Raw genomic sequence first — 25,372 nt, 5'->3', positions numbered from 1 at the left:
TCCGGGGGGCCTCACACCGGGACCGGAACCGGTTCCTTCTCCTCCTCGTCGCGCTCGTCGCGTTCGTTCCGCTGGAGCTTAGCGCCCTCGACGTCGACGTCCGGGAGGATGCGCCCGAGCCAGGCGGGCAGCCACCAGGCGTGGCGCCCCAGCAGGTACATCGCCGCCGGGACCAGCGTCATGCGCACCACGAAGGCATCGAGCAGCACACCGAACGCGAGCCCGAACCCGATGGGGCGCACCATGGCCAGGTGCGAGAAGACGAAGCCCGCGAAGACCGACACCATGATGATCGCCGCGGCCGTGACCACGCGCGCGCCGTGGCTGAAGCCGATCCGCACCGCTGCCTTCGGATCGTCGCCGTGGACATAGGCCTCCCGCATGCCGGACACCAGGAACATCTGGTAGTCCATCGCGAGGCCGAACAGCACGCCGATCAGGATGATCGGCAGGAAGCTCAGGATCGGCCCGGGGTTCGTGACCCCGAAGATGTCGCCCAGCCATCCCCACTGGTAGATGGCGACGGTCGCCCCGAAGCTCGCCAGCAGCGACAGCAGGAATCCTGCCGTGGCGATGATCGGTACCAGGATGGAGCGGAACACGAGCAGCAGCAGGATCAGCGACAGCCCGACGACGATGCCGAGGTAGACCGGCAGCGCCTCCATCAGCTTGGCCGAGACGTCGATGTTCGCGGCGGTCTGGCCGGTGACGGCGATGGCGACGCCCGTCCGTTCCTCGACGTCGTCGGTGGCCGCGCGGAGGTCCCGTACGAGGTTCTCGGTGGTCTCGCTGGCCGGTCCCTCCTCGGGGACGACCTGGAAGATGGCCGTCCGGCCGTCCTCGCTCACGGTCGCAGGCACCGAGGCGGCGACGTCCGGCATCTCGCGCAGCAGGTCGTTCACATCGAGCTGCAGCGCCGTGCGTTCCGCCTCGTCCGCCGTCTCGGGCAGGGACCCGACGACGATGAGGGGACCGTTGGTGCCGGCACCGAACTTCTCGCCGATCGTGCTGTACGCCTGGAACGCGGTGGAATCGGCGGGCTCGGTGCCGCCGTCGGGCAGTCCGACGCGCAGCTGCGCGGCCGGGACGGCGATGATCCCGAGCAGGACGACACCGGCGAGAACCGTGAGGACGGGCTTCCGGGTGACGAATCCGCCCCAGCCGGCCCCCTTCGCCGCGCGCTCGTCCGCCAGGGAGGCACCCGTGTCGGTGTCGAGGGAGGCAGCCGCCGAGTGCTTGTGGCCGGAGGCCTTCGCCCAGCGACGCCTGGAGATGATCCGCCGCCCCATCAGGGCGAGCAGGGCCGGCGTGAGGGTCAGCGCCACGAGCACGGAGACCGCGACGGTGCCGGCGGCGGACAGGCCCATGACGGTCAGGAACGGCAGTCCGGGCACTGCGAGCGCGGCCAGTGCCACGATCACCGTGATGCCGGCGAACAGGACGGCGTTGCCGGCAGTGCCGGTGGCACGGGCAATGGACTCCTGCATCTCCATGCCGTGCAGCAGTTGGGTACGGTGCCGGTTCACGATGAACAGCGAGTAGTCGATGCCGACGGCGAGGCCGAGCATCAGGGCGAGGACGGGCGAGATGCTGTTCATCTCGACGAGGCCCGAGAGCGCGAAGGTGATGCCGACACCCACGCCCACGCCGATGATGGCCATCAGGAGCGGCAACCCGGCGGCGATGAGGGTGCCGAGCATGAGGACGAGCACGACGGCGGCGACGGCCAGCCCGATGGCCTCCGTGGCGCCGACGATCCCGGAGACGTCCTCGACGATCTCCTTGCTGTAGTCCACCGTCACGCCTGCCGCTTCGGCGCCTGCGGCTTCCTCCTGCACGGCCTCGCGCAGTTCGGGGGAGACGCCGTTGATCTGCTGCTCGAACTGGACGCTGGCGACCGCGGTGGTGCCGTCCTCGGAGAGCAGGCGCACGCCGGAGCCGGCGTCGAGCTGCCGTTCGGCGAGGTCGAGCTCGATGCTGCCGGACTCGAACTGCTCGCGGCCGGCCTCGAGCTGGGTGCGGCTGGCGTCGAGCTGCGCCTGGCCCTGCGTGAGCTGCTGCTCGGTGGCCGCGGCCTGTGCCGGCGGGAGCTGCGCACGGGCCTGGTCGAACTGCGCACGCTGCGCGTCGAGCTGGGCCTGGCCCTGCTCGAGCTGCTGCTCACCCGCGCTCAGCTGCTGCTCGCTCGCCTCCAGTTCGGCGCGTCCCGCTTCGAGCTCCGAGGCCCCGGACGCCACCTGGTCGGTGACGTCGAACGGGTCGACGACGCCCCGTACGCCGTCGAGCCCGGTGATCGCGGCGAGTGCCGACTCCACACCGTCGCGCTGACGGGCCGAGAAGGCGGCGCCGTCGTCGGTGGTGAAGACCACGGTGCCCGTGCCACCGACGGCCTCGGGGAGTTCCTCCCGCAGCCGGTCGGAGATGCGCTGCGACTCGGTGCCCGGGATGGTGAAGTTGTTGGTCAGGGTGCCGGAGAAGGCGACGGCGGCACCACCGACGGCGAGCATGATCGCGAGCCAGGCGGAGACGACCCACCACCGGCGCCGGAAGGCGAACGAGCCGAGACGATAGAGCAGAAAGGCCATGGAGGAGTCCTAGCGGGAAGGAAGCGGTCGAGGGAGGAGGGTCAGGCGCCGGGTAGCGCCACGGCGTCGGGTTCGGCGGCGGGGTCGGAGAATCCGTCGCGCAGCATGGTCAGGGCCGAGAGGATCCGCCCCTCGAGCTGGAGCCCGGAGTCGCCGGCGGACTGGGATGTGTTCGCCGCCCAGTCGCGCATGGCGGCCTTGGTGCACGACAGCACGCTGCCGACCAGGGCCGCGAGATACAGTTCCGACGCGTCAGCACCGAGCCGTCCGCGCAGGCCCACGACGATCCGCGCCTCCGCGCGCTCCCACGAGTGCAGCTGCGCCCGCAGGAGGTCCGGATTGGTGCCCGCCATGCGGAACAGGGCGCCGTGCTGGGAGAGGCCCTCCATCCGCGTGGTCTCGGTGAAGGCCCGGACGATGGAGTCGAACAGGGGTTCGTCGTGCGGCATCCGGCCGAAGACCTCGAGGGCCAGTTCGAGGAACCCGTCGGTGCGGACCGTCAGGGCGTCCTCGGCGCTGTGGAAGTAGTTGAAGAACGTGCGGCGCGAGACACCCGCCCGCTCCGCGATCTGGTCCACGGTGAACGAGCCGGGCCCCACGGACAGCGCGAGGTCGAAGGCGGCGTCCGCGATGGCGCGCCGCGTGTCGATCTTGTTCTGCTCGCGGCGGCCCACCGGCTCCGCATTCTCCGTCATCTCCAGCACCGTCCCAGAGTAGGCGAAATATTGCACACCGTGCAACGAAGGTGCGGGGCCCGCCCGTGAGCCTCCGGTGCGGCGTACGCTGGCCGGGGCATCGAACGCCCCCGACGAAAGGCGGCTCCCATGAAGACCATCACCCTCGGCTCCGGCCTCGACGTCTCCCGGCTCGGCCTCGGCTGCATGGGCATGTCGGCGTTCTACACCGGCAGCGGCAAGGACGACGCCGGCTCGACCGCCACCCTCCACCGCGCACTCGACCTCGGCGTCACCTTCTTCGACACCGCCGAGATGTACGGCCCGTACGCCAACGAGGAACTGCTCGGCCGGGCCTTCCGGGACAGGCGCGACGACGTCGTGCTGGCCACGAAGTTCGGCACCATCCGCCACACGGCAGGCGATGCCATGGGACTCGACGGCAGCCCGGAGAACGTGCGCCTCTCGGTGGAGGGGTCGCTGCAGCGGCTGGGAACCGACTACATCGACCTCTACTACCAGCACCGGATGGATCCGTCGGTACCCGTCGAGGACACCATGGGCGCCCTGGCGCAGCTCGTGCAGGAGGGCAAGATCCGCCACATCGGCCTGTCCGAGGCAGCACCCGCGACGATCCGCAGAGCGCACGCCGTCCACCCGGTCACGGCACTGCAGACGGAGTACTCGCTGTGGAGCAGGGACCCGGAACAGGAGATCCTGCCGCTCGTGCGCGAACTCGGGATCGGCTTCGTCCCCTACTCGCCTCTCGGCCGAGGCTTCCTGACGGGGACCATCCGCTCCGTCGACCAGCTCGACGAGTCGGATTTTCGCCGCAGGAACCCGCGTTTCGCGGGGGAGAACCTCCAGGCCAACATCCGGATCGTCGAGCAGGTGGACGACGTCGCGCGGCAACTCGGCGCGACGCCGGGCCAGGTCGCGCTCGCATGGCTCCTCGCCCAGGGGACGGACATCGCCCCGATCCCCGGCACCAAGCAGGTGCGGTACCTGGAGGAGAACGTGGCGGCGGACGCCCTCGAGCTCTCGCAGGAGCAGCTCGCGCAGCTGGATGCCGTCGCCGCACCACGGGGAGACCGCTACGAGGACATGTCGGGTGTGAACCGGTAGCCGGCACCACCGGAGGACGCGCGGGTCCGGTCAGCCCTTCCCGCGGGCACGTACCGGAAGGCTGCCCGTGGTGGCCAGCTCCTCGGCGACCACCAGGAGCTTCGCGTTCGTCTTCGTGGACACCTGCACGAGCATGATGAACGCCTGACCGGCCGTGACCCCGTACCTCTCCATCAGGATCCCCTTCGCCTGGCCGATCAGGTCACGCGTGGCGACGGCGTCCTTGAACTGGTGGAGTTTCTGCGCATCGGCGAACGCGACGGCGGCATGGGACGCGACCAGCGAGCCCACGTAGTCGGACTCCTCGGTGAAGGCATGGGCCGAACGGCCCACGAGGTTCATGGCCCCGAGGTTGTCCCCCTCGACGAACAGCTGGAAGGCGAGCATGCTGCCGGCCCCGGCCTCCGCCGCCTTCGCAGAGAACCTGGGCCAGCGTTGCTCGATCCGCAGGTCCGGGACGCTGACGGTCTGCTCGTCGTAGACGGCACTCATGCACGGCCCCTGTCCCGTGCGCTCCTGGAGTTCGTCGAGGGTCCGGGCGAGATTGCCCGATGGCGCCCGGGACTGCACCTTGTGGCGGCCGGTCACGAGGGTGATCGAGGCCTCGTCGGCGCCGGGTACCAGCGTGACCGCGGTACGCACCAGCCGCTCGAGGACGGCGTCCTCGGAGTCCTGACGCTGCAGGGACCGCGCGAGCTTGCTCAGCCTCAAGGCGATATCGTCCTGCGGTGCGATCCAGCTGCCGTCGAGGTCGTGCCTGTCCTCCGTGGCCATGGTGGCCTTCCTGCCCTACGCAGCATGGCCTTCCGGACCTGATGTGCCGTCCGGTCGGTCAGAGACGGCCACCATACCAGTGACCCTCGTCAGCACCTAAGGTTCACGCCCCGCTGTACTATCGGACCATGGGATCCCACCACGCGCCAGCGGGCGCGGCCGGACGCGGACCGCTGGCCGGCGCTCTCGCCATCACGCTCGCCGTCTTCGTGCTCCAGATCATCGGGGCGCTGTGGACTGGCAGCCTCGCCCTGCTCTTCGACTCCGTCCATGTGCTGACCGACGCCGCAGGCCTGGCCATGGCGCTCGGTGCCGCGACACTCTCGGTCCGGCCCGCCACCGCGCGCCGCTCCTGGGGGTTCCGCAGGGCGGAGGTGATCGCTGCCCTGCTGCAGGCCGCCTTCCTGCTCGCCGTCGGGGCCTACGTACTCGTCGAGGGGGTGCACCGCCTGATCACCCCGGAGGATGTCGCTGCCCCGGAGATGGCCGTGTTCGGCGTCATCGGCCTCGCGGGCAACCTCGCCGCCCTCGCGCTCCTCTCCCGCCACCGCGCCGCGAGCTTCAACCTGAGGGCAGCCTTCCTGGAGGTGCTCAACGACGCCCTCGGGTCCGTGGCCGTGATCGTCGCGGCCGTCGTCATCACGCTGACGGGCTGGATGCGCGCCGACGCCGTGGTGGCCCTCCTCATCGGCGCCCTGATCATCCCGCGGACCCTGAAACTGCTGCGTGAGACGATCGACGTGCTGCTCGAGTCCACCCCCGCGGGGATCGACCTCGAGGAGGTACGCGCCCACATCGCGCGCCTGCCGCTGGTGCGCGACGTCCACGACCTCCACATCACGCAGATCGCCACCGGGCTGCCCGTCCTCACCGCGCACATCGTCGTCGACGACGACTGCTACCGCGACGGGTCGGCGCATGTCGTCCTCGACCAGCTCCAGGAATGCGTCGCCGGTCACTTCGACGTCAGCATCGACCACTGCACCTTCCAGATCGAACCGCTGGACCACGTGCCCCACGAGAGGGAGTTGAGCCACTGATGCTGCAGACCCTGACCTCGACCTCCGTGCTCCAGCGGGTGGGCACCGCCCTGTCCGATCCGACACGCGTGCGGATCCTGGTGGCTCTGCGGGACGCTCCGGCTTATCCCAGCGATCTCGCCGGATGCCTCGGCGTCAGCCGCCAGAGCCTGTCCAACCACCTCTCCTGCCTGCGCGGGTGCGGGCTCGTGGTGTCGGTGCCCGAGGGCCGGCGCTCGCGCTACGAGCTCGTGGACCCGAAGCTCGGCCACGCGCTGACCGACCTCCTCGGGATCGTCCTCGCGGTGGATCCCGCGCACCTCGGACCTGCCGGGCATCCGGTCGTGGAGCCTTCATGACGGAAGGGGCCGGCGCGACTGCGCCGGCCCCTTCCGTCACGTATCTAGCCCATCAGGCGGGAGCGGATGAGGAATCTCTTCCCCTCCGGCGCCTCCACCGAGAAGCCGCTCCCCCGCCCCGGCACCACGTCGACCGTCAGGTGCGTGTGGCGCCAGTACTCGAACTGTTCCCGCGACATCCAGAACTCGATGAGCCGCGGGCCGTCGCCGTCAGCCCCTCCCGGGACGCCCGCATCGGCGCGTCCCTCCGCGCCGCGCGAGATGTCGAGGACGCCGAGCAGCACGTCGGCCTCTGCGGTGATGAACTCGCCTGCCGGATAGCACATCGGCGACGAGCCGTCGCAGCATCCGCCTGACTGGTGGAACATCAGCGGCCCGTGGATGAGCCACAGCTTGTCCAGCAGTTCGACGGCGCTGTCGGTGAGAGCCACCCGGGAGAAGGTCTCCCCCGGGATGGTCACCGAGGCTTCGACGGTCATGGTGCCTCCTAGAAGAACCCGAGCTTGGATTCCGAGTAGCTGACCAGCAGGTTCTTGGTCTGCTGGTAGTGGTCGAGCATCATGGCGTGGTTCTCGCGGCCGATACCCGAGGACTTGTACCCGCCGAACGCCGCTCCCGCGGGGTACGCGTGATAGTTGTTCACCCACACCCGACCGGCCTGGATGTCGCGTCCCGCACGGTAGGCGATGTTGCCGTTCCTCGACCATACGCCGGCGCCGAGCCCGTACAGGGTGTCGTTGGCGATCTCCAGGGCCTCGGCGTAGTCGTCGAAGCGCGTGACCGACACCACCGGACCGAAGATCTCCTCCTGGAACACCCGCATGTTGTTGGTCCCCTCGAACACCGTGGGCTTCACGTAGTAGCCCTCGGCGAAATCGCCGTCGAGCATGTTCCGCTCGCCGCCGATGAGGATCTTCGCCCCCTCCTGCCGCCCGATGTCCATGTAGGAGAGGATCTTCTCCAGCTGGTCGTTCGAGGCCTGGGCTCCCACCTGCGTGTCGGTGTCCAGCGGGTTGCCCTGCACCATCTTCTCGACCCGGGCGATCGCGTCGGACATGAACGAATCGTAGATGGATCCCTGGACGAGGGCGCGCGAAGGACACGTGCAGACCTCGCCCTGGTTCAGCGCGAAGAGTGCGAAGCCCTCGAGGGCCTTGTCGTAGAACGAGTCGTTGCTCTCCGCGACATCCGAGAAGAAGATGTTCGGGCTCTTGCCGCCGAGTTCGAGGGTGACCGGGATCAGGTTCTGGCTCGCGTACTGGCTGATCAGCCGGCCCGTGGTCGTCTCGCCGGTGAATGCGATCTTGCGGATGCGCTTGCTCGAGGCCAGCGGTTTGCCGGCCTCCACTCCGAAGCCGTTCACGACGTTGATGACGCCCGCCGGCAGGATGTCGCTGATCAGCTCCATGAGCACGAGGATCGACGACGGCGTCTGCTCGGCAGGCTTCAACACGACGGCGTTGCCTGCGGCGATCGCCGGGGCGAGCTTCCACGTGGCCATGAGGATCGGGAAGTTCCACGGGATGATCTGCCCGACGACGCCGAGGGGCTCGTGGTAGTGGTACGCCGTCATGTCCTCGTCCAGCTGGGACAGGTGGCCCTCCTGCGCGCGGATGGCACTGGCGAAATAGCGGAAGTGGTCGATCGCGAGGGGGAGGTCGGCAGCGAGGGTCTCGCGGATGGGCTTCCCGTTGTCCCAGGTGTCCGCGACCGCGAGCATCTCGAGGTTCTGCTCCATGCGGTCCGCGATGCGGTTCAGCACGAGGGCCCTCTCCGCGACGGAGGTCTTCCCCCAGGCCGGAGCGGCTTTGTGGGCCGCGTCGAGGGCCAGCTCGATGTCTTCGGCGGTGCCGCGTGCCACTTCGCAGAAGGGCTTGCCCGTCACGGGGGAGATGTTCTCGAAGTACTGGCCCTTGATGGGGGGAACCCACTCGCCGCCGATCCAGTTCTCGTACCGTGGCTTGAAACTGACCTTGGATCCATCCTGGCCAGGCTGGGCATAAACAGTCATTGTCCGACTCCTTGAACTCCGGGTGTTCGGGACGTCGTCGTCCCTGGAGTTCAGCCTAGGAGGCCGAACGTTGCATCGACGTTGCATGGTCCTGCCGGACGTTCCTTGGCCGGACCCTCCCCGCCGGGGCCGCCACGACGACCCACGGAGGAATGCTGCGACTAACCCTGCTCGGGGGTCGGTACGACCGCCGCGACTGCAGGCTGTGCGGGAGCGGGAGCGGGCGCGGCGGGATCCCCCTGTCCCGGAACCGCTGCGGGTGCCGGCGCGGGATCGGCGCCCGGCTCGGGCGTCTCGGCATCGTCGCATGCCGGATAGGCGGGAGCTGCGGGATCGGTACCCGGAGCGGGCTCGCCGGCCGGCGCAGGCTCGGTGCCGGGTGCAGGCTCGGTGGCGGGCGCAGGGTCGGTGCCGGGTACAGGGTCGGTGCCGGGTACAGGCTCGTCGAGTTCGGGAGTCGACGGATCGGCATCGCACGGAAGTTCGGGCTCAGCGTCTGCACCAGGATCGGTCGCAGGCGGAGTCGTCCCGGCAGGCGGCGTCGCAGGCGAAGTCGTCCCGGCAGGCGGCGTCGCAGGCGGAGTCGTCCCGGCAGGCGGGGTCGCGGGCGGAGTCATCCCGGCAGGCGGCGTAGCAGGCGGTGTCGCAGGCGGCGTAGCAGGCGGCGTAGCAGGCGGGGTCGCAGGCGGCGTCGTTCCCGCAGGCGGAGTCGTACCCGCAGGCGGAGTCGTACCGGCAGGCGGCGTCGCAGGCGGAGTCGTCCCCGCAGGCGGAGTCGTTCCCGCAGGCGGGGTCGTGCCGGCAGGCGGGGTCGTCCCGGCAGGCGGGGTCGTCCCCGGCTTCGTACCCGGCTCTGCATCCGGGGCCGTGGTATCCGGGGCCTTGGTATCCGGAGCCTTCGTATCCGGAGCCTTCGTCTCCGGCACCTTCGTCTCCGGCACCTTCGTCTCCGGCACCTTCGTCTCCGGCACCTTAGTATCCGGCACCTTCGTCTCCGGCACCTTCGTCTCCGGAGCCTTCGTATCCGGCACCTTCGTCTCCGGCACCTTCGTCTCCGGCACCTTGGTACCCGGAGCCTTCGTATCCGGGGCCTTGGTATCCGGGGCCTTGGTATCCGGCACCTTCGTCTCCGGCACCTTGGTACCCGGAGCCTTCGTCTCCGGAGCCCTCGTGTCCGGAGCCTTCGGCACGGTCGGAGCCACGGCGGGTGCCTGGCCGTGGTCATGGGCTGCGGCAGCCGTGCTTCCCGAGGCACCGAAGGCTTGAGGCAATGCGTCGGTCACCGGTGCGGGCTGGTCGGAACGGGTGGAGGACTGCGCCCAGACCGGGATGTCGGCTGCGCCGTCGCCCCCGGGAGAGAAATCCTTGAACTCGCCTTTCCGGGCATGGTGCTGGGATGCGATGAGCTTCCAGCGCAGCGGATCGACATGCTCCCCGTTGAGGATGGTCTCGAAGTGCAGGTGGCAACCGGTCGAGGAACCCGTGGTCCCGACTTCCGCTATCGCGTCCCCGCCCCTGACGGTGTCACCCTCGCTGACCGTGATGCCGCGGAGGTGGTTGTAGCTCGTGATGAGGCCGTTGCCGTGATCCACCTCCACCCGGTTGCCGCCACCCCACTGGTGCCAGCCGACAGCCCGCACAGTACCGGCGTCGGCCGCGTAGACCGGCGTGCCGCAGGGGGCGGAATAGTCCTGGCCCGTGTGGAACTCGCCGGCCTCACCTGTGATGGGACTCGTGCGGAAACCGAAGGCGGAGCTCGGACTGAGCCCTTCGAGGGGTGCGAAGAGGTCTCCGGCGCGCGGGCGGGCGAAGAAGCCCGCCGCAGCCACAGTCGGTTCGCCTGCCGTGATATCGACCGCGGGCTTGGGTTTGGCGCCGGCGGTCCCGGGATCGAGCGGGTCGAGTGCGTCGGAGCCACCCCGTGGCAGCAGCAGGGACGAGCCGACGTCACCCGTGGGACGGATGCCGTCCGACGCAGCCACGCCGGAGCCGGCCACCCCTTCCGGGGACAAGGCGGCTGCGGTCTCCCACGACTGGGGGACGATGCCCTGGAAGCCTACGAAGCAGACGACCATCGCCAGGCTGGCGTTCATCTTCGTGCGGGAGGTACGGCCACTCCGTCTCTGCGCCCTTGCCGTACCCGGGAGCTGTACAGGCTGTGTCACGGAATTCCCCTTGTAGATGCTGTGCGGATAGTGCGTTCGACCGACGGACAGTCCACCGGGTGCCCAGCCACCGGGCCTAACGTTAGCCCGATCCCGGGCCTCCCTGCGACTGATGCCCACAATTGCTAACGGAACTTGGGAAAACCTGTGAGTAACGAAGGCGGGACTCCTAGTTCCGCCTCGAGCCACTCCGTATGTGCGACGACGACAGCACGCCGCGGTGAACGTCCGGGCAGGACCCGCAGCGCCAGCTGCCACGCCTCGACGTCGTATTCCGCCTCCGGGAGCGCGAGGTAATCCAGGACCGTCTCCGGTGCACCGTCGGTCAGCACGGCATCCCGCAGCAGGGTGGATACCTCGCTGCGCAGACGGGTGATGGCCGGGGCCTGCGAGCGCGGCAGGACCGGGCCCCGGTAGATGGCGAGCGCCATGCGGTGCGCTCCGCGATGCAGGTAGTTCAGCACCTGGACCGCGTCGACGACCAGCTCTCCCGGGAGGCGGTACGGCCGGGACTGCGGCACGATCGCCTTGCCGTGCTCGGCCAGGACCTTGCGCAGCCGCAGCATCTCCGCCCGGACCGTCGTGCCCGAGGCGTCCTCGGGGTACGCCATGGTGCCGAGCTGGTCCGCCGTGAGGCCCTCCGGATGCAGGGCCAGGAGGGTCAACAGTTCGGCGTGGCGGAGGCTGAGTTCGAGGGACGCTCCGCCGGCATGCACCACACCATGGTCGGTCCCCAGGATCTGCAGGCTGTTCCGGTAGAGGGCGGCCGGTACGCGTGCCGGCCGGGCCCGCTTCGCCCTCGGCAGGCGGCCCTGGAGTCGGTGGATGCTCAACTGCGCCTCCGCGGCAGCGACCGCCGCCTCCACGAGGGACAGCGTATGGGTCCCCACGGCGTCGGCCGTCCCCGTGATGTCGATGACGCCCAGGACGGTCCCCGAGTCCGGGTCGTGCAGGGGAACCGCGGTGCAGCTCCACGGATGCACCTGGGGACTGAAATGCTCGGCTCCCGCGATCTGCACGCTGCGCTCGAGGGCCAGGGCCGTACCCGGCGCACTGGTCCCGACGGTCGCCTCCGACCAGTCGGCCCCGGGGACGAACAACATCCCCTCGGCCCGGCGACGCAGTTCGCGATCGCCGTCGACCCACAGGAGCCTGCCGTTCTCGTCGCCGACGGCGACGAGCATCCCTGCTTCGAGACTCGGCTGGACGAGCAGCCGGTCGATCACAGGCATGATCGCCGCAAGGGGGTGCCCCTGCCGGTACGCCTCGAGTTCCTCCTCGGAACAGAACATTCTGGCGCCCGCCGTCGACGGGCTCGGCAGGAATGCCAGGGACCTGAGCCAGGAGTCGCGGACGATCCCGCGCAGCCTGCCGTCGACGCCCGCACCGCTACCCAGGGCTTCATGGGCGGCGAGGGCCTCCCGCTGCAGCGCGACGGAGGACAACTCGGCTACAGGGATGGAACGGGACGACGTCATCGGCACTCCGCTTCGTGACCTGTCCCCGCGTGGAAGCGTGGGACAGGTCACAGTGTAGCGGGACTACTCGCCGCGAGAAATGGCAACCATGTCCTCGCGGGGTACGAGCTTCACACGCTCTCGCACGAGTTCCGCGTTGCCGGACGTGTTCACGAAGTTGGCCCCGAGCTTCAGCTCGTGCGCGTCCAGCTTCAGCCAGCCGTCCCAGGTCGTGTAGCGGACGCCGCGTTCCTCGAGGAGACCGATGATGGCGTCCTCGGACGCGTCCTCCGCGGGCGGGAGGTTGAGCCGGTCCTCGAGGAGGAACCCGATCGTCTCCAGCGCATCACCCTTGGTGTGCCCGATGAGGCCCACGGGCCCACGCTTGATCCACCCTGTGGCGTAGATGCCCGGTACCGGCTGCCCGTCCTGGTCGATCACGCGGCCACCCTCGTTGGGTATGACACCGCGGCTCCCGTCGAACCCGACCTCGGGCAGTTCCGAGCCGAAGTAGCCGATGGCCCGGTACACCGCCTGGACGGGGTAGTCGATGATCTCCCCGGTACCACGCACGTTGCCGTCGCCGGTGAGCTCGGTCCGCTCGAACTTCATGCCCGCGACCTTGCCGGGCGTCTCGGGGGAATCGTGGATCTCGACGGGCGAGTGCAGGAAGTGGAGGTGCAGGCGGCGGGACGCGCCCGTCGGCTCGTCCTCGACGAGCCAGTTGGTGAGCGTCTTCACCATCGTCTTCGTCTGGTTGTTCGTGGCGATCTGTTCTTCGGACCCCGCGTCGAAATCGAAGTCCTCCGGGTACAGGACGATGTCCACGTCACGCGAATGGGACAGCTCGCGCAGTTCCAGGGGCGTGAACTTCACCTGGGCGGGTCCGCGGCGACCGAAGACGTGGACGTCGGTGACGGGGGACGCCTTCAGCCCCTGGTAGACGTTGTCCGGGATCTCCGTCGACAGCAGGTCGTCGGCGTGCTTCGAGAGGATCCTCGCCACGTCGAGGGCCACGTTGCCGTTGCCGATCACGGCGATCTCCCTGGCCTCCAGCGGCCAGTCGCGGCTGACGTCGGGGTGGCCGTCGTACCAGGAGACGAAGTCGGCGCCACCGAACGAACCGTCGAGCTCGACGCCCGGGATGTCCAGGTCGGCATCCCGGATGGCACCCGTCGCGAAGATCACCGCGTCGTAGAAGCGGCGGAAGTCGGAGAGCGTGAGATCCCGGCCGTAGTTGATGTTGCCGAGGAAGCGGATGTCCCCGCGGTCGAGCACCTTGTGCAGGGCGTTGACGATCCCCTTGATCCGCGGATGGTCAGGTGCGACGCCGTAGCGGATGAGACCGTAGGGCGCCGGGTACTGGTCGAACAGGTCGATGCTGACGGCGAAGTCCCCGCCCTGCACCTCGTTCGACTTCGTCAGGATGTCGGCGGCGTAGACGCCTGCCGGACCGGCGCCGATGATCGCGACCCGCAGCGGTCGAGCCGCAGCTGAGGTAGACACTGATGAGCCTTCTTCCCGGTGGAAATGATCCTGGTGGATACCGTCGCGCAGAAATAAGCGCACATTTCCCTATTCTAAATGCCGCCGGGCGGCACGGTGTAAAACAGTGGCAGGGATCTCCTCCGCCGGCCCGGCGGTGCATGGAGGGAACCGGACCGTGGGAATAAACGTTCGCGCTGTCCGGTTCACGACGTCGTGAGTGGAACAGGCGCAAAGGTCAGTCGTCCGGCGCGGAGCGAGAACTCCGTCGGCGTCCTCTTCGGGATCGGGGCCTACGGACTGTGGGGTCTGCTGCCCCTGTACTTCCTCGTGCTCGCCCCGGCCGGTCCGGTCGAGATCGTGGCCAACCGCGTCCTGTGGTCCCTCATTTTTTGCGCCCTCCTGCTGACCGCCCTGCGGTCCTGGCGTCCCGTGCTCACGGCCCTGCGCACCCCGCAGATCGTCGGGACACTCACGATCGCGGCGCTGCTGATCGCCGTGAACTGGCTCGTCTACACCTACGGCGTGACCTCCGGCCAGGCCATCGAAGCCGCGCTGGGCTACTTCATCAATCCCATCGTGTCGGTCCTGCTCGGCGTGATCGTGCTGCGCGAGAAGCTGCGGCCCCTCCAGTGGACCGCGATCGGCATCGGCGTCCTTGCGGTGGTCGTGCTCGCGGTCGGCTACGGCGCGGTGCCGTGGATCGCGCTGACGCTCGCGTTCTCGTTCGGCCTGTACGGGTTCGCGAAGAAGAAGGTGGGTTCCCGGGTGGACGCGGTGTCAAGCCTGAGCATCGAGACGCTGGTGCTGACGCCCATCGCGGCAGGCGTCATGCTGTGGCTCGGCTCGACCGGCGAGGCGACCCTCGTGACCGAGGGGGCGGGCCACTTCTGGATCATGGCCGCCTCGGGCGTCATCACGGCCGTGCCGCTCATCTTCTTCGGTGCCGCCGCCCGCCGCCTCCCGCTGACGACGATCGGCCTCCTGCAGTACCTCGCCCCCGTGCTCCAGTTCCTCCTCGCACTGCTGGTGCTCGGTGAGGACATGCCGTTCGAACGGTGGATCGGGTTCAGCCTCGTCTGGGTGGCACTGATCCTCCTGACGGTCGACATGCTGCGGAGCGTGCGTCGCCAGCCACGGCTCGAGAAGCCGACCGAGCCGGTGTCCGCCCCGGCCTAGCCCGTTCCGGGGACGGCGCGTACCTCCCCGGCGTGGACACGGACGGTGCCGCGGGTGCACGAGCCCAGGACGCGTCCGCGCGGAGAGCCCTCAGCGCTCCTCCAGGCCCCAGGGCGATCCGTAGCCGGCGGGGGCGTCGGCTGCCAGGAGGTCGAGGAAAGGCCGCGCGTCGAAGGCCTCCGGCCCCAGCACCCCGCGCCCCGTCCACCGTCCCGAGGCGAGCAGCTCGAGGGCGATCACGGGATTGACGGCCGTCTGCCACACCACGGCCTGCGAGTTGTACTCGGCCATCGTCCACTCGTTGTCGACGACGTGGTAGAGGTACACGGTCCGCGGCGCACCGTCCTTCCCGAGGCCCGTGACGAGCAGGCCCGCGCAGGTCTTCCCGCGCATCCGGTCGCCGAGCGTGGCGGGGTCGGGCAGGGCCGCAGCGACGACGTCGCGGGGTGAGACGCTGACCCCCTTCACCTCGAGTGGCTCGGTCGAGTCGAGACCCAGTTTGTGCAGGGTACGCAGGACATCGATGAACTCCTCCCCCAGCCCGTACTTGAAGGTCACCCTGCGCGCCTTCGTCCACCGGGGCATGAGGACCACCTCCTCGTGCTCCACGTTCACGCACTCCACCGCTCCGATGCCCCCGGGGAACTGGAAGACCTCGGGCTCGCTGAACGGCTCGGTGGTGAACCATCCGCGGTCCCGCTCGAAGATGACGGGCGGGTTCAGGCACTCCTCGATGGTCGTCCAGATCGAGAACGAGGGCGCGAAGTCGTAGCCCTCGACCGTGAGGTTCGCCCCGTCGCGGACCCCGAGTTCGTCGATCGACGAGAACAGCTCGTCCTCCGCGTAGCGCGCGAACACGTCCGACAGCCCGGGCTCTACCCCGATCCCCACCAGGGCCAGTCCGCCTGCCGCTTCCCACTGCTCTGCGGCGTCGAACTGCTCCTGTCCGAGCATGACCCCCGTCTTCTCGTACGGTAGGTCCGGATGCTTCACGGACAGGCTCATCGCCATGTCGAGGTAGGTGGCGCCGGCGGCGAGGCATCCGTCGAAGATGGGCATCACGAACCGCGGGTCCACAGCATTGAGGACATGGGTGGCACCGTGCCCCCGGATCAGGCCGGCAACCGCCTCCGCCGAGGACGCGTCCACCGACGCGGCCACGAGGCGGGGATCCTGCAGTTCGGCGACCAGCGCCTGTGGACGTGCGACGTCGTAGTCGGCGACCACCAGCTGCTCGAAGAAGGTGCGGCGCACGGCGATGCGGGCCGCAGCGGAACCCACGCCGCCGGCGCCGATGATCAGGATCCGCATCAGGAGAGTCCGCCGTCGATCGAGCGCCGGTACACGTCGGGTGCGTCGGGTACCAGCACCGGTGTGTCCTCGTTCAGGCTCTGCCCCCGGAAGAAGGGCCGGGATCCGGACCTGCTGCGCCAGACGACCGCGAGGACCAGGCCCAGGGCCAGGGAGCCGATGCCCGTGACGAAGGTACCGCCGACGCCGAACAGCACGCTGTAGCCGTACTCGACGTCGGCCATGTCGATCGCCGACCGGACGAAGGCCGCGGTGAGCAGCACGGCGCCGATCAGGGGCAGGAGGAACCGGAAGACGACGTTGTGGCGCGACGTGAACAGTTCACGCCGGAAGTACCAGACGCATGCGTAGCCGGTGATCGCGTAGTAGAAGGCGATGGCCAGGGCGAGGGAGAGGATCGAGTCGGCCAGGATGTTCTCACTGATGATCGTCATCACCACGTAGTAGGCGATCGCCGCGATGCCCATCACGAGCGTGGAGAACGAGGGCGTCCTGAAGCGGGGGTGCACCGTGCCGAAGCGCGCGGGCAGGGCCCCGTACACGGCCATGGACAGCGTGCCGCGCGCTGTGGGCAGGATGGTGGTCTGTGTGGAGGAGACGGCCGAGACCAGGACGGCCACGACGAGCAGCCACGACCAGGGCCCGAGGACGGCGTCCTTGAGGGCGAGGAAGACATCCTCCGAGTTCGCCTCGTTGCCCAGGCCGATACCCTCCTCCCCGACGCCCGCGTACATCATGGCCGCGACGGTCACGCCCACGTAGGTCACCAGCAGCAGGACGGTCGACAGCAGCGCCGCACGGCCGGGGATGCGCCGGGCGTCCCTCGTCTCCTCGTTCAGGGCGAGGCACGCGTCCCAGCCCCAGTACACGAACAGGGCCAGGAGGATCGCCTCGGTGAATCCCTCGACGCTCTCGAACGCGAACGGGTTGAACCAGTCCCAGGACGGCGGCGTGGCGGTCGCGACGGTCCCGCCGGCCGCACCGGCGAGGGCGAGGACCACGAAGAGCACCAGCGCCGCGTACTGGACGCCCAGCAGGACGTTCTGCAGCTTCGCGCCGATCTCCACACCGCGGTAGCTGACCACCGTCATGAGCGCGATGAAGACGACGCCGGTGATCGTGACCAGCAGCGGGTCCTCGGCGAGGGAGCCGTCGCCGACGAGCAGCCAGAGGTACGTGCCGCCGACCTGCGCGAGGTTCGCCAGCACGATGATCCCCGCCACGGCGACACCCCATCCCGCCATCCATCCCGCCCAGGGCCCGAAGGCCTTGGTCGCCCAGGTGAAGGAGGTCCCGCAGTCGGGCACGGCCTCGTTGAGCTCGCGGTAGGCGAAGGCGATGAACACCATCGGGACGAAGGCGAGGATGAAGGCGATCGGGGCCTGGGCCCCGACGGCGAGGACGACGAAACCGAGGGTCGCGACGAGGGAGTACACCGGCGCGGTCGAGGCGAGACCGATCACCGTCGACTCCCACAGCCCCAGGGCACCCGTTGCGAGGCCCTTGCCGGAGCGGTTCGTCGGCTCCCCCGGAGGCCGGCTGTCGGAAGGGAACTGGCTCATTCTGCCCCGATTCTGGAAGGACCCCTGCCACCGCGGGAGGTCTGGCGTCACTCTACTGACCGGCCCGCCCTCCCGGAAGTCCCGCTACCACCTCGGGGAACGGGCGCGTCCGGCAGCTCCGCCGTGAGGTACGCCGCGTTGAACCGGGAGAGCAGGCCCACGAGTTCGACGACGTCGGCCGGGTCCCATGCCGCGAGTCGCCTCCGGAAGGAGCGCCTCCTGCTCTGCCGGGCGTCGTCGATCCGGCGGGTCCCCTCCCCCGTGAGGACCACGGGGCGCGAACGCTCGTCGTCACCCGCCGCTCCGCGCTCCACGAGGCCGAGCCGTTGCAGCGCCGCCACATGGCCGCTCACCCAGGGGGCGCCCATGCCCAGCGTCGCGGCGAGGTCGGTCACCCGGCAGGGGCCCAGCGTCCGGGCGGCCGCGAGGACGCTGTAGGCGGCGGGTTCCATCGCCGGGTCGATCCTGCGGGCGACGGCACGGCACACCCGTTGCTCGCTGCGGCAGATCAGGGCAGCCTCCTGCTCGACGTCGTCGAGCGCGGCTCGTCGCTCAGTGCCGGTCGCCGGTCCGGCGGGTCCCTCCATGCTGGAATGCTAGGCGGATCGAGGCGCAGCGGGACCGGTCCTGCGCCGCATTTCTCTTCATGACACCCGCCGTCGTTCCCGGTCTCCCGGGTAGCCGGCCGTGTCGCAGGGCGACACGCCGTCGATCCGGGCCGCTAGTCGCGCGGCGCCGCCCCCCGGGTCAGGACCTCCTGGCGGAAGAACGCCGGGTTGATGCGCGACCACACGAGCATGAGCACCGCACCGAGCAGGATCACGCCGATCCCGAGGATGAACACCATGCCGATCCCGAAGAGCTCGGACCCGGACCCGTACTCGGGGTCCATCGAGTCGACGGCCGTCTTGAAGAACATGACCAGCAGGATCACGCCGCCGAGCAGCGGCGCCAGGAACTTGAAGAAGACGTTGCGGGCGCTCGCGAAGGCCTGGGCCCTGAAGTACCAGACGCACGCCAGCGCGGTGATGCCGTAGTAGAAGCAGATCATCAGGCCGAGGGCCGTGATGGTGTCCCACAGCGCGTTCTCCGACACCAGGCGCGTGAAGACGTAGAACCCCGCGGCGGCGACGGCCGCGGCCACCGTCGCGTAGCTCGGCGACTTGTGCTGTGGGCTGATGCGTCCATAGCCCTTCGGCAGTGCCTTGTAGTGGCCCATGGCGAGCAGCGTGCGGGCAGGCGAGACGAAGGTCGACTGCAGGGACGCGGCCGAGGAACTCAGCACCGCCATCGACATGAGGATGGCGAAGGGCCCCATGACGGGGCCGGCGAGCGTCGCGAAGATGCTCTCCTGGTTGTCCGGGTTGCCTGCGCCGAGTTCGCCGTCGCCCACCCCGGCGTAGGCGAGGGTCGCGAGCGCCACCGTGAGGTAGATGACCACGATCACGATCACCGTCAGCGCTCCCGCGCGGCCCGGTGTCCTGTCAGGGTCGGTGGTCTCCTCGTTCATCGTGAGCGTCACGTCCCAGCCCCAGTAGATGAAGATCGAGAGCGAGACACCCGCAGCGAAGGCGGAGAACGAGCCGACGGCGAAGGGGTTGAACCAGTCGGCGCTGATGCCGGTGGCGTCGAAGGCGGTGCCGTTGCCGACGTGGATGAAGGCCGCGATGGCGAACCAGGCGAGGACCACGAGCTGGAAGGTGACGAGCACGTACTGCACGGTCTTGGTGGCCTGCATCCCCCGGTAGGAGATGTAGCAGGCGAGGGCGATGAACACGAGCGTCGTCGCGATGTTCACCGGCAGGTCGAGCGTCAGTTCCGCGATCGCGGGATCGCCGAGCACCTGCGAGATCAGGAGGTAGAAGAAGTCGACCGCGACGGCGGCGAGGTTGGACAGCACGATCACGGTCGCGGCGATGAGCCCCCAGCCGCCCATCCAGCCGATCCAGGGGCCGAACGCCCGCGTGGCCCAGGTGAAGGTCGTCCCGGAGTCCGGCATCGCGCTGTTCAGTTCCCGGTAGCCGAGGGCCACGAGCAGCATGGGGATGAAGCCGACCAGGAAGATGGCCGGCAGGTTCACCCCCACCTCTGCGACGGTGGGGCCGAGGGCCGCGGTCAGGGTGTAGGCGGGGGCCACGCAGGACACCCCGATGACGACGGCGCCCAGCAGGCCCACGGTCCCCGAATCGAGGCCCTTGCTGCTGAGTCCTGATCCCCTTTGTGTTGTCTCGTCGATACTCATGCGTCCGCCTCTGTGGGTAAGGCGCCCGGTCCGGAGGTGGTGCCGGGCGTTGCGTACGTACGCGGGACGACGACCATGGGGATGGTCAGCGTACGCAGGATCTTGGCGGCCGTGGACCCGAGGAAGATTCGCGCGTGCTGCGCGAGGCGGCTGGAACCGACCAGCAGCACCTCCCCCTCGTCCCACGCCATGGACTCGATGGCCTCCTCGATGGACGCACCCCGCGCCGTCTCCACGCTCACCCGCCCGCCCGCGGCCAGCGACGCCGACGCCTCCGCGAGCCGTCGGTTCGCGTCGTCCTCCGCTCCGCCCGGATCCGGCTGGCCGGCGTCGAGTGCGATGAGGGACACGAGGCGGAGCGGCAGGCCGCGGCGGTGGGCTGAGGAAACAGCCACGGAGATGACGGCGTCGGCCCCGGCACGCCGGCCCACCGCGCAGGTGAGGCGCGTGACGGGGTCGGTGCGGCGGTAGCCCCTCGGCGCGAGCGCGACGGGGACGGGTGAGGCGTGGAGCAGGCTGCGGGCCACGTTGCCCACGCTGAACCGCCCGGCGAGGCCGCGTGAGCTGGCCCCGATGACGATCAGGGAGGCCTCGGTGTCCTCGGCCGCCCGGATGAGGCCCTCCGCGTTCGATTCCGCCCGGATCACGACGCCACGTGCACGGACGTCGTCGGGCACGAGGGCGAGCCCCTCGTCCATCCACTCCCGCATCTGCTCGGAGAGCAGGCTGTCGAAGCCCTTGTCCGGCGGGTAGGTGCCCGCGTAGAGGGAGTGTTCGGGCGTCACGAGGACGAGATCGAGGTCCGCGTCCTGGCGCCGGGCGAGGGCCACGGCGAGGCAGACGGCGTCGTGCCCGCGCTCGTCCGCGGTGTAGCCGACGATGTAGCGCATCAGGCCCTCCCGGTGCCGGTGGGCTGCAGCCCGGAGGCCAGCGCGAGATGGACGGCTGCGGCGGTGCGCTGCCCCATGCGGATGGCGCCGTCCACGTGCTGGTAGCCCTCGGCCGCGATGTCCGAGCACGACCAGTAGACGGGTCCGACCGGTGTGCGCTGGTCGCGGCCGTAGCGGTGCAGACCGCCGAGGTCGTAGCTGGAGGCGTAGGCGCCGCGGGTCCATTCCTCCGACGCCCAGTCCGATTCGTAGTACACCTCCGGGTCGAGGGCCTGCGGGCCGAGGAAGCCCGCGATCGAGCCGAGGATGCGCTCGCGGCGCTCGTGCGGCGGGAGCTCGAACATCGCGTCCGCCTTCTCGTCGGAGACGAACCCCACCAGGGTGCCCCGCGGGTCCTCGTGGTTCGTGTTGTCGTAGACCTCCTGCACCACCGAGCCGGCGCTGAAGCCGGTCCCGGAGAGCCCTTCCTCGCGCCAGAACGGCGTGGTGTACACGGCGTGCACCTTGATCACGAGCCCGAGCGACTGGTGCTGGTGCATCTGGTGCTGGCGGCGCGGCAGCGGGGGCTCGTAGCTGATGCGCGAGTAGAGGTTCGGTGGGACGGCGACGACGGCGTACCGCGCGTTCACCGTCGTCGTGTCCGAGACGACCGTGACCCCCTCGGGGCCGCCCTGCCCGTCCATGCCGCTCCAGCGGAGCGTCCGCACCGGGCTGGAGAGAATCACGTCCTCACCCAGCTCCGCGGCCATGCGCTCGGAGACGGACTGCATGCCGCCGACCACGCGCCGGTCGAGGATGAAGTCCTCGTCCACGAGGTGGGAGAAGGAACCCGCGGTCGCGGCCATGAGGATCGCCTGCAGGGCTGAGAAGGAGTGGGCGGGCTTGGTCAGCATCCCGCCGGCGATGAAGAGCCCGATGTTGTCGCACGCCTCCTCGTCGTCGGACTGCTGTCGCAGCCAGTGGTGGAAGGAAATGGTGTCGAGCGCGCGGGCGTCGTGGTGGTTCCACGGCGCCTCGGGGCCCGCCTCTGCCACGAGCCGGTCGAGGACGTCGATGAGCCGGGTCATCTCCTCGCGGGTGTAGTCGCTGACGGGGAACATCTCCCCCGAGTAGCGGACGGGCCTGCCGTCGGGGCCGATGTAGACCGAGTCGCCCTCCCGGTACCGCGGGAACGTGTCCATGCCGAGTTCGTCGAGGAGCCCGATCAGCGCGGTCTGGTCGGGAGACACCCACTGCCCGCCCACCTCGAGGACGGCGCCGTCGACGACGTCCGTGTGCGTGCGCCCGCCCACGCGGTCCCGGGCCTCGACGACGGCGACCGTATGGCCGGCCCTCGTCAGTTCGCGTGCTGCGGTCAGGCCCGATGGGCCCGCTCCGATGATGACGACGTCGCGCTCGATGATGTCCATGGAATCCTCCCGGCCGCATGACGCGGACCACAAAATGAATGTCGTTCATTATTTTGCCCTACTATAGCCACGGGCGTCCCCTGAGGGAAGGGAGCGACCGTAGAGTTGACGGCACCGCAACAGGAGGCTGGTTCCATGACCGCAACAACGCCGGCGCCGCGGCGTGCCGGGCGCCCTCCCCGCAGCCTCCTGTCCAAGGACAGCATCACCGGCGCGGCACTCGCCCTCATCGAGAGCGAGGGCTACGAGGGACTCACAATGTCGGCCGTGGCGCGACGGCTCCGGGTGGCCCCGTCCGCGCTCTACAACCATGCGGAGTCGAAGCGCGAGGTGCTCGGCTGGGTGCAGGACCACGTCATGACCATGGTCGAGTTCGACGCCTTCGCGGACCGGCCCTGGGACGAGGCGGTACGGCGGTGGGCCTGGTCCTACCGCGCGGTCTTCGCCCGGCATGCGCCGCTCGTCCCGGTCATCGCGGTGCTGCCCGTCACCGACGCGCCCGAGACCCTCCGCATGTACGAGGAGGTCGCGCGGGGGTTCCAGCGGGCGGGCTGGCCCGAGGACCGCATCGTGCCGGCGATCGTCGCGCTGGAGTCCTTCATCTACGGCTCGGCACTCGACGTCACCGCACCCGGTGACATCTTCGACTCGGGAGCCCTGGCCGACGCGTTCCCCGTCTTCACCGCCGCCGTGCGCAGCGCCGCCGCGGCCGCCGGCACGGAGAGCGCGGCCGATGCGGCCTTCCGGGCGGGCCTGGACGGCATGATCGCCGGGCTCCGCCAGCAGTTGGCCGCTTCCACGTCCTGATCTACGGGAACCGCTGAGTCGGTCCCGGACCGGAGGTCGCCGGGTACTTCTCGAGCAGGTCGGGGCGGGCCTGGCCGGATGCACCGATGAACCGCATCCCTGCGTGGAAGTCCCCGACCCGACGGGGGGAGGATCCGCCGATTGCTAGATGGCCTAGCTTTACGGGACGCAAGGGATCTGTTACCTTCGGAGAGCGGTCAAGCAGCGGCCTGCCGAACCACTTATTTTCGAGGTCGCCATGACTCTTGCACCCCTTTCCCCTGACACCGTTACCCAGTACGCCGAGCGTGGCAGCTGGAGCACTTCGTCCGACCTGCAGGACAGGGATTTCGCCGACGCAGCCGTCGTGCCCGGACCCCCGGCCCCCGAGGCTCCCGAGGTCCCGACGGATCTCTCCGCCATCAGCACGCGCGAACTCCGCATCCTGTCCAACCAGCTGTACCGCATCCTCGACGTGGACTTCCCGCCGTTCGGCGTGCGGGAGGACTACGAGGCCGTGGCCGAGGCCCTCGAGGGCCGTGACGCACGTGCCGCCGAGCAGACGGAGAGCGCGAAGCTGCGCGAGAAGTTCCGCGACAACACCGTGAGTTCACGCTTCGAGCTGTTCCACGACGGCGTCATGGTCGGCTACGTGAAGTACGACATGCGGGCAGGCCGTATCCGCCTGCTCGAGACCGTCGTCGGGCCGACCTACGGCCGCTCGGGCCTGGAGCCCGTACTCATCCGCCAGGCCCTGCTGAGCGCCCACAAGCGTCGTCTCGCCCCCATCCCCTACTGCCGGCACGCCCAGGCCTTCCTAGCCGAGAACCCGCAGTTCCGGGCCCTCATCCCGGTCGGCTGACCACCGTACATCCACCCGTACACGGCGAAGGCCCCGCAGCAGCGCTGCGGGGCCTTCGCCGTCCCGGTTGCCCGGGTCAGCCGGCGTCGACCGCGCGGATCGCGCGCTCGAGCACGTCGAGACCGTCGGCCAGCAGCTCGTCGGTGATGACGAGCGGCGGCAGCAGGCGGATCACATTGCCGTAGGTGCCACAGGTCAGGATGATGACACCCTCGCGCAGGCACTGCGCGGCGATGGCCTTCGTGGCAGCGGCGTTCGGTGCCTTGCTGCCCGCCTCCACGAACTCGATCGCCAGCATGGCGCCCCGGCCGCGGAGCTCGCCGATGATGCCGCGCTCCCCCAGATCGGCCTGGAGGGCGGCGAAGCGCTCCGTGACCTGCTCCTCGATGTGGCGGGCCCGTCCGGCGAGGTCCTGCTCCTTCATGGTCCCGATCGCGGCGAGGGCCGCGGCGCAGGCCACCGGGTTGCCGCCGTAGGTGCCGCCGAGTCCGCCGGCGTGAACCGCGTCGAGCAGGTCCGCCCGGCCCGTGATGGCCGAGAGCGGCATGCCGCCGGCGATGCCCTTGGCCATGGTGATGATGTCCGGGACGACACCCTCGTGGTTCACGGCGAACCACTCTCCCGTACGGCAGAAGCCGGACTGCACCTCGTCGGCGATGAACACGACGCCGTTGGCCGTGGCCCATTCAGAGAGCGCCGGGAGGAACCCCTCGGCGGGCACGATGAAACCGCCCTCACCCTGCACGGGTTCGATGATGATCGCGGCGACCGACTCGGCACCGAGCTGCTTCTCGATCATGGTGATCGCGCGCTGCGCCGCCTCGGGACCCGTGATGGCCGGGTTCTCCTCACGGAAGGGGTAGCTCATGGGCACGCGGTAGATCTCCGGTGCGAACGGACCGAAGTTCGTCTTGTACGGCATGGACTTGGCCGTGAGTGCCATGGTCAGGTTGGTGCGGCCGTGGTAGGCGTGGTCGAAGGCGACGACGGCGTCCCGGCCGGTCGCGAGGCGCGCGACCTTCACGGCGTTCTCCACCGCTTCCGCGCCCGAGTTGAACAGGACGGTCCGCTTCTCGAAGTCACCCGGGGTGAGCTCCGCGAGCTGCTCGGCGACGGCGATGTAGCCCTCGTAGGGCGTGACCATGAAGCACGTGTGCGTGAAGTGCTCCACCTGCTCCTTGACGGCGCCGACGACCGCCGGGTCGGAGGCGCCGACGCTCGTCACGGCGATGCCGGCGCCGAGGTCGATGAAGGAGTTGCCGTCGACGTCGTGGATGATGCCGCCGTCGGCGTCCGCCACGTAGACGGGCACGCCGGAGGCGACGCCCTTGGCGACGACGGCGGCGCGGCGCGCGGCCAGCTCTGTGGACCTGGGGCCGGGGAAGTCGCCGGTGATGCGGCGCTTCTGCTCGAGCCTGAAGCGCGGCGCGGCGGTGCCGGGGGTTGTTGCGAAGGTGGTCATCTGGGTTCCTTGTCT

Annotated in this window: 21 protein-coding genes; 6 read left to right on the top strand and 15 right to left on the bottom strand. The window is 69.5% G+C overall.

Going from position 1 to position 25,372, the window contains the following annotated elements; genetic code table 11:
• Positions 1-11: 11 nt before the first annotated feature.
• Together CXQ97_RS10310 and CXQ97_RS10305 are read right to left on the bottom strand one after the other, a co-directional pair.
• Entirely contained in the window at positions 12-2,585 is a 2,574-nt protein-coding gene (locus tag CXQ97_RS10310; protein ID WP_104180775.1) for an MMPL family transporter, read from the bottom strand.
• Between the two features lie 41 nt (positions 2,586-2,626).
• Complete coding sequence (locus CXQ97_RS10305) at positions 2,627-3,280, bottom strand: TetR/AcrR family transcriptional regulator (protein WP_104180774.1); 654 nt, start codon at positions 3,278-3,280, stop codon at positions 2,627-2,629.
• 129 nt (positions 3,281-3,409) lie between these two features.
• Here CXQ97_RS10305 and CXQ97_RS10300 point away from each other — a divergent pair, with 129 nt between their 5' ends.
• Positions 3,410-4,384 carry an aldo/keto reductase gene (locus CXQ97_RS10300; RefSeq protein WP_104180773.1) on the top strand — a complete coding sequence of 325 codons (975 nt, stop codon included), beginning with the start codon at positions 3,410-3,412 and terminating at the stop codon, positions 4,382-4,384.
• A gap of 30 nt (positions 4,385-4,414) precedes the next feature.
• Here the strand turns inward: CXQ97_RS10300 and CXQ97_RS10295 are convergent, their stop codons facing one another.
• A complete protein-coding gene (locus CXQ97_RS10295; RefSeq protein ID WP_258062471.1) occupies positions 4,415-5,158 on the bottom strand; it encodes a GAF and ANTAR domain-containing protein in 744 nt (247 codons plus the stop codon).
• Positions 5,159-5,286: 128 nt separating this feature from the next.
• Between CXQ97_RS10295 and CXQ97_RS10290 the strand changes: the two genes are divergently transcribed.
• Together CXQ97_RS10290 and CXQ97_RS10285 are read left to right on the top strand one after the other, a co-directional pair.
• Positions 5,287-6,198: a cation diffusion facilitator family transporter gene (locus CXQ97_RS10290; protein ID WP_104180772.1), complete on the top strand. Its 912-nt coding sequence runs from the start codon at positions 5,287-5,289 to the stop codon at positions 6,196-6,198.
• 2 nt (positions 6,199-6,200) lie between these two features.
• Entirely contained in the window at positions 6,201-6,536 is a 336-nt protein-coding gene (locus CXQ97_RS10285) for a helix-turn-helix transcriptional regulator (protein WP_104180868.1), read from the top strand.
• Between the two features lie 44 nt (positions 6,537-6,580).
• Here the strand turns inward: CXQ97_RS10285 and CXQ97_RS10280 are convergent, their stop codons facing one another.
• The 5 genes from CXQ97_RS10280 to CXQ97_RS10255 all read right to left on the bottom strand — a co-directional run bounded on the left by CXQ97_RS10280 (position 6,581) and on the right by CXQ97_RS10255 (position 13,675).
• The gene (locus CXQ97_RS10280; protein WP_104180771.1) at positions 6,581-7,015 is read right to left on the bottom strand and encodes a DUF779 domain-containing protein; all 435 of its coding nucleotides are present in this window, start codon (positions 7,013-7,015) and stop codon (positions 6,581-6,583) included.
• Between the two features lie 8 nt (positions 7,016-7,023).
• On the bottom strand, positions 7,024-8,547 hold the full coding sequence (locus CXQ97_RS10275; RefSeq protein ID WP_104180770.1) for an aldehyde dehydrogenase family protein: 1,524 nt from the start codon (positions 8,545-8,547) through the stop codon (positions 7,024-7,026).
• 161 nt (positions 8,548-8,708) lie between these two features.
• On the bottom strand, positions 8,709-10,640 hold the full coding sequence (locus CXQ97_RS20080; protein ID WP_219815405.1) for a M23 family metallopeptidase: 1,932 nt from the start codon (positions 10,638-10,640) through the stop codon (positions 8,709-8,711).
• A gap of 197 nt (positions 10,641-10,837) precedes the next feature.
• Positions 10,838-12,190 carry a GAF domain-containing protein gene (locus CXQ97_RS10260; protein ID WP_104180769.1) on the bottom strand — a complete coding sequence of 451 codons (1,353 nt, stop codon included), beginning with the start codon at positions 12,188-12,190 and terminating at the stop codon, positions 10,838-10,840.
• Between the two features lie 63 nt (positions 12,191-12,253).
• On the bottom strand, positions 12,254-13,675 hold the full coding sequence (locus tag CXQ97_RS10255; protein ID WP_181035035.1) for an FAD-dependent oxidoreductase: 1,422 nt from the start codon (positions 13,673-13,675) through the stop codon (positions 12,254-12,256).
• 195 nt (positions 13,676-13,870) lie between these two features.
• Between CXQ97_RS10255 and rarD the strand changes: the two genes are divergently transcribed.
• The gene (rarD, locus tag CXQ97_RS10250; RefSeq protein WP_104180768.1) at positions 13,871-14,833 is read left to right on the top strand and encodes an EamA family transporter RarD; all 963 of its coding nucleotides are present in this window, start codon (positions 13,871-13,873) and stop codon (positions 14,831-14,833) included.
• 90 nt (positions 14,834-14,923) lie between these two features.
• Here the strand turns inward: rarD and CXQ97_RS10245 are convergent, their stop codons facing one another.
• The 6 genes from CXQ97_RS10245 to CXQ97_RS10220 form a co-directional block, all read right to left on the bottom strand.
• The gene (locus tag CXQ97_RS10245) at positions 14,924-16,144 is read right to left on the bottom strand and encodes a saccharopine dehydrogenase family protein (RefSeq protein ID WP_104180767.1); all 1,221 of its coding nucleotides are present in this window, start codon (positions 16,142-16,144) and stop codon (positions 14,924-14,926) included.
• Complete coding sequence (locus CXQ97_RS10240; RefSeq protein ID WP_104180766.1) at positions 16,144-17,706, bottom strand: APC family permease; 1,563 nt, start codon at positions 17,704-17,706, stop codon at positions 16,144-16,146. Before CXQ97_RS10240 ends, CXQ97_RS10245 begins: the two co-directional genes overlap by 1 nt.
• 47 nt (positions 17,707-17,753) lie before the next feature.
• Complete coding sequence (locus CXQ97_RS10235; protein WP_104180765.1) at positions 17,754-18,293, bottom strand: MarR family winged helix-turn-helix transcriptional regulator; 540 nt, start codon at positions 18,291-18,293, stop codon at positions 17,754-17,756.
• Positions 18,294-18,427: 134 nt separating this feature from the next.
• Positions 18,428-19,948 (bottom strand): APC family permease, encoded by a 1,521-nt coding sequence (locus CXQ97_RS10230; RefSeq protein ID WP_104180764.1) that lies wholly within the window; start codon positions 19,946-19,948, stop codon positions 18,428-18,430.
• On the bottom strand, positions 19,945-20,838 hold the full coding sequence (locus CXQ97_RS10225) for a universal stress protein (RefSeq protein ID WP_104180763.1): 894 nt from the start codon (positions 20,836-20,838) through the stop codon (positions 19,945-19,947). Before CXQ97_RS10225 ends, CXQ97_RS10230 begins: the two co-directional genes overlap by 4 nt.
• Positions 20,838-22,247 carry an NAD(P)/FAD-dependent oxidoreductase gene (locus CXQ97_RS10220; RefSeq protein WP_104180762.1) on the bottom strand — a complete coding sequence of 470 codons (1,410 nt, stop codon included), beginning with the start codon at positions 22,245-22,247 and terminating at the stop codon, positions 20,838-20,840. Before CXQ97_RS10220 ends, CXQ97_RS10225 begins: the two co-directional genes overlap by 1 nt.
• Before the next feature lie 135 nt (positions 22,248-22,382).
• Between CXQ97_RS10220 and CXQ97_RS10215 the strand changes: the two genes are divergently transcribed.
• Positions 22,383-23,054, top strand: coding sequence for a TetR/AcrR family transcriptional regulator (locus tag CXQ97_RS10215; RefSeq protein WP_104180761.1), 672 nt, complete (start codon positions 22,383-22,385; stop codon positions 23,052-23,054).
• 238 nt (positions 23,055-23,292) lie between these two features.
• Entirely contained in the window at positions 23,293-23,895 is a 603-nt protein-coding gene (locus tag CXQ97_RS10210; protein WP_104180760.1) for a GNAT family N-acetyltransferase, read from the top strand.
• Positions 23,896-23,971: 76 nt separating this feature from the next.
• Here the strand turns inward: CXQ97_RS10210 and gabT are convergent, their stop codons facing one another.
• Positions 23,972-25,357, bottom strand: a complete 1,386-nt coding sequence (gabT, locus tag CXQ97_RS10205; RefSeq protein WP_104180759.1) for a 4-aminobutyrate--2-oxoglutarate transaminase — start codon at positions 25,355-25,357, stop codon at positions 23,972-23,974.
• Between the last annotated feature and the right edge of the window lie 15 nt (positions 25,358-25,372).

The organism is Arthrobacter sp. B0490, from assembly GCF_002929355.1.
Taxonomy (GTDB): Bacteria; Actinomycetota; Actinomycetes; order Actinomycetales; family Micrococcaceae; genus Arthrobacter_D.
The sequence above is the reverse complement of the archived record's forward strand: the minus strand, read 5'-3'. Positions and strand labels throughout refer to the sequence as shown.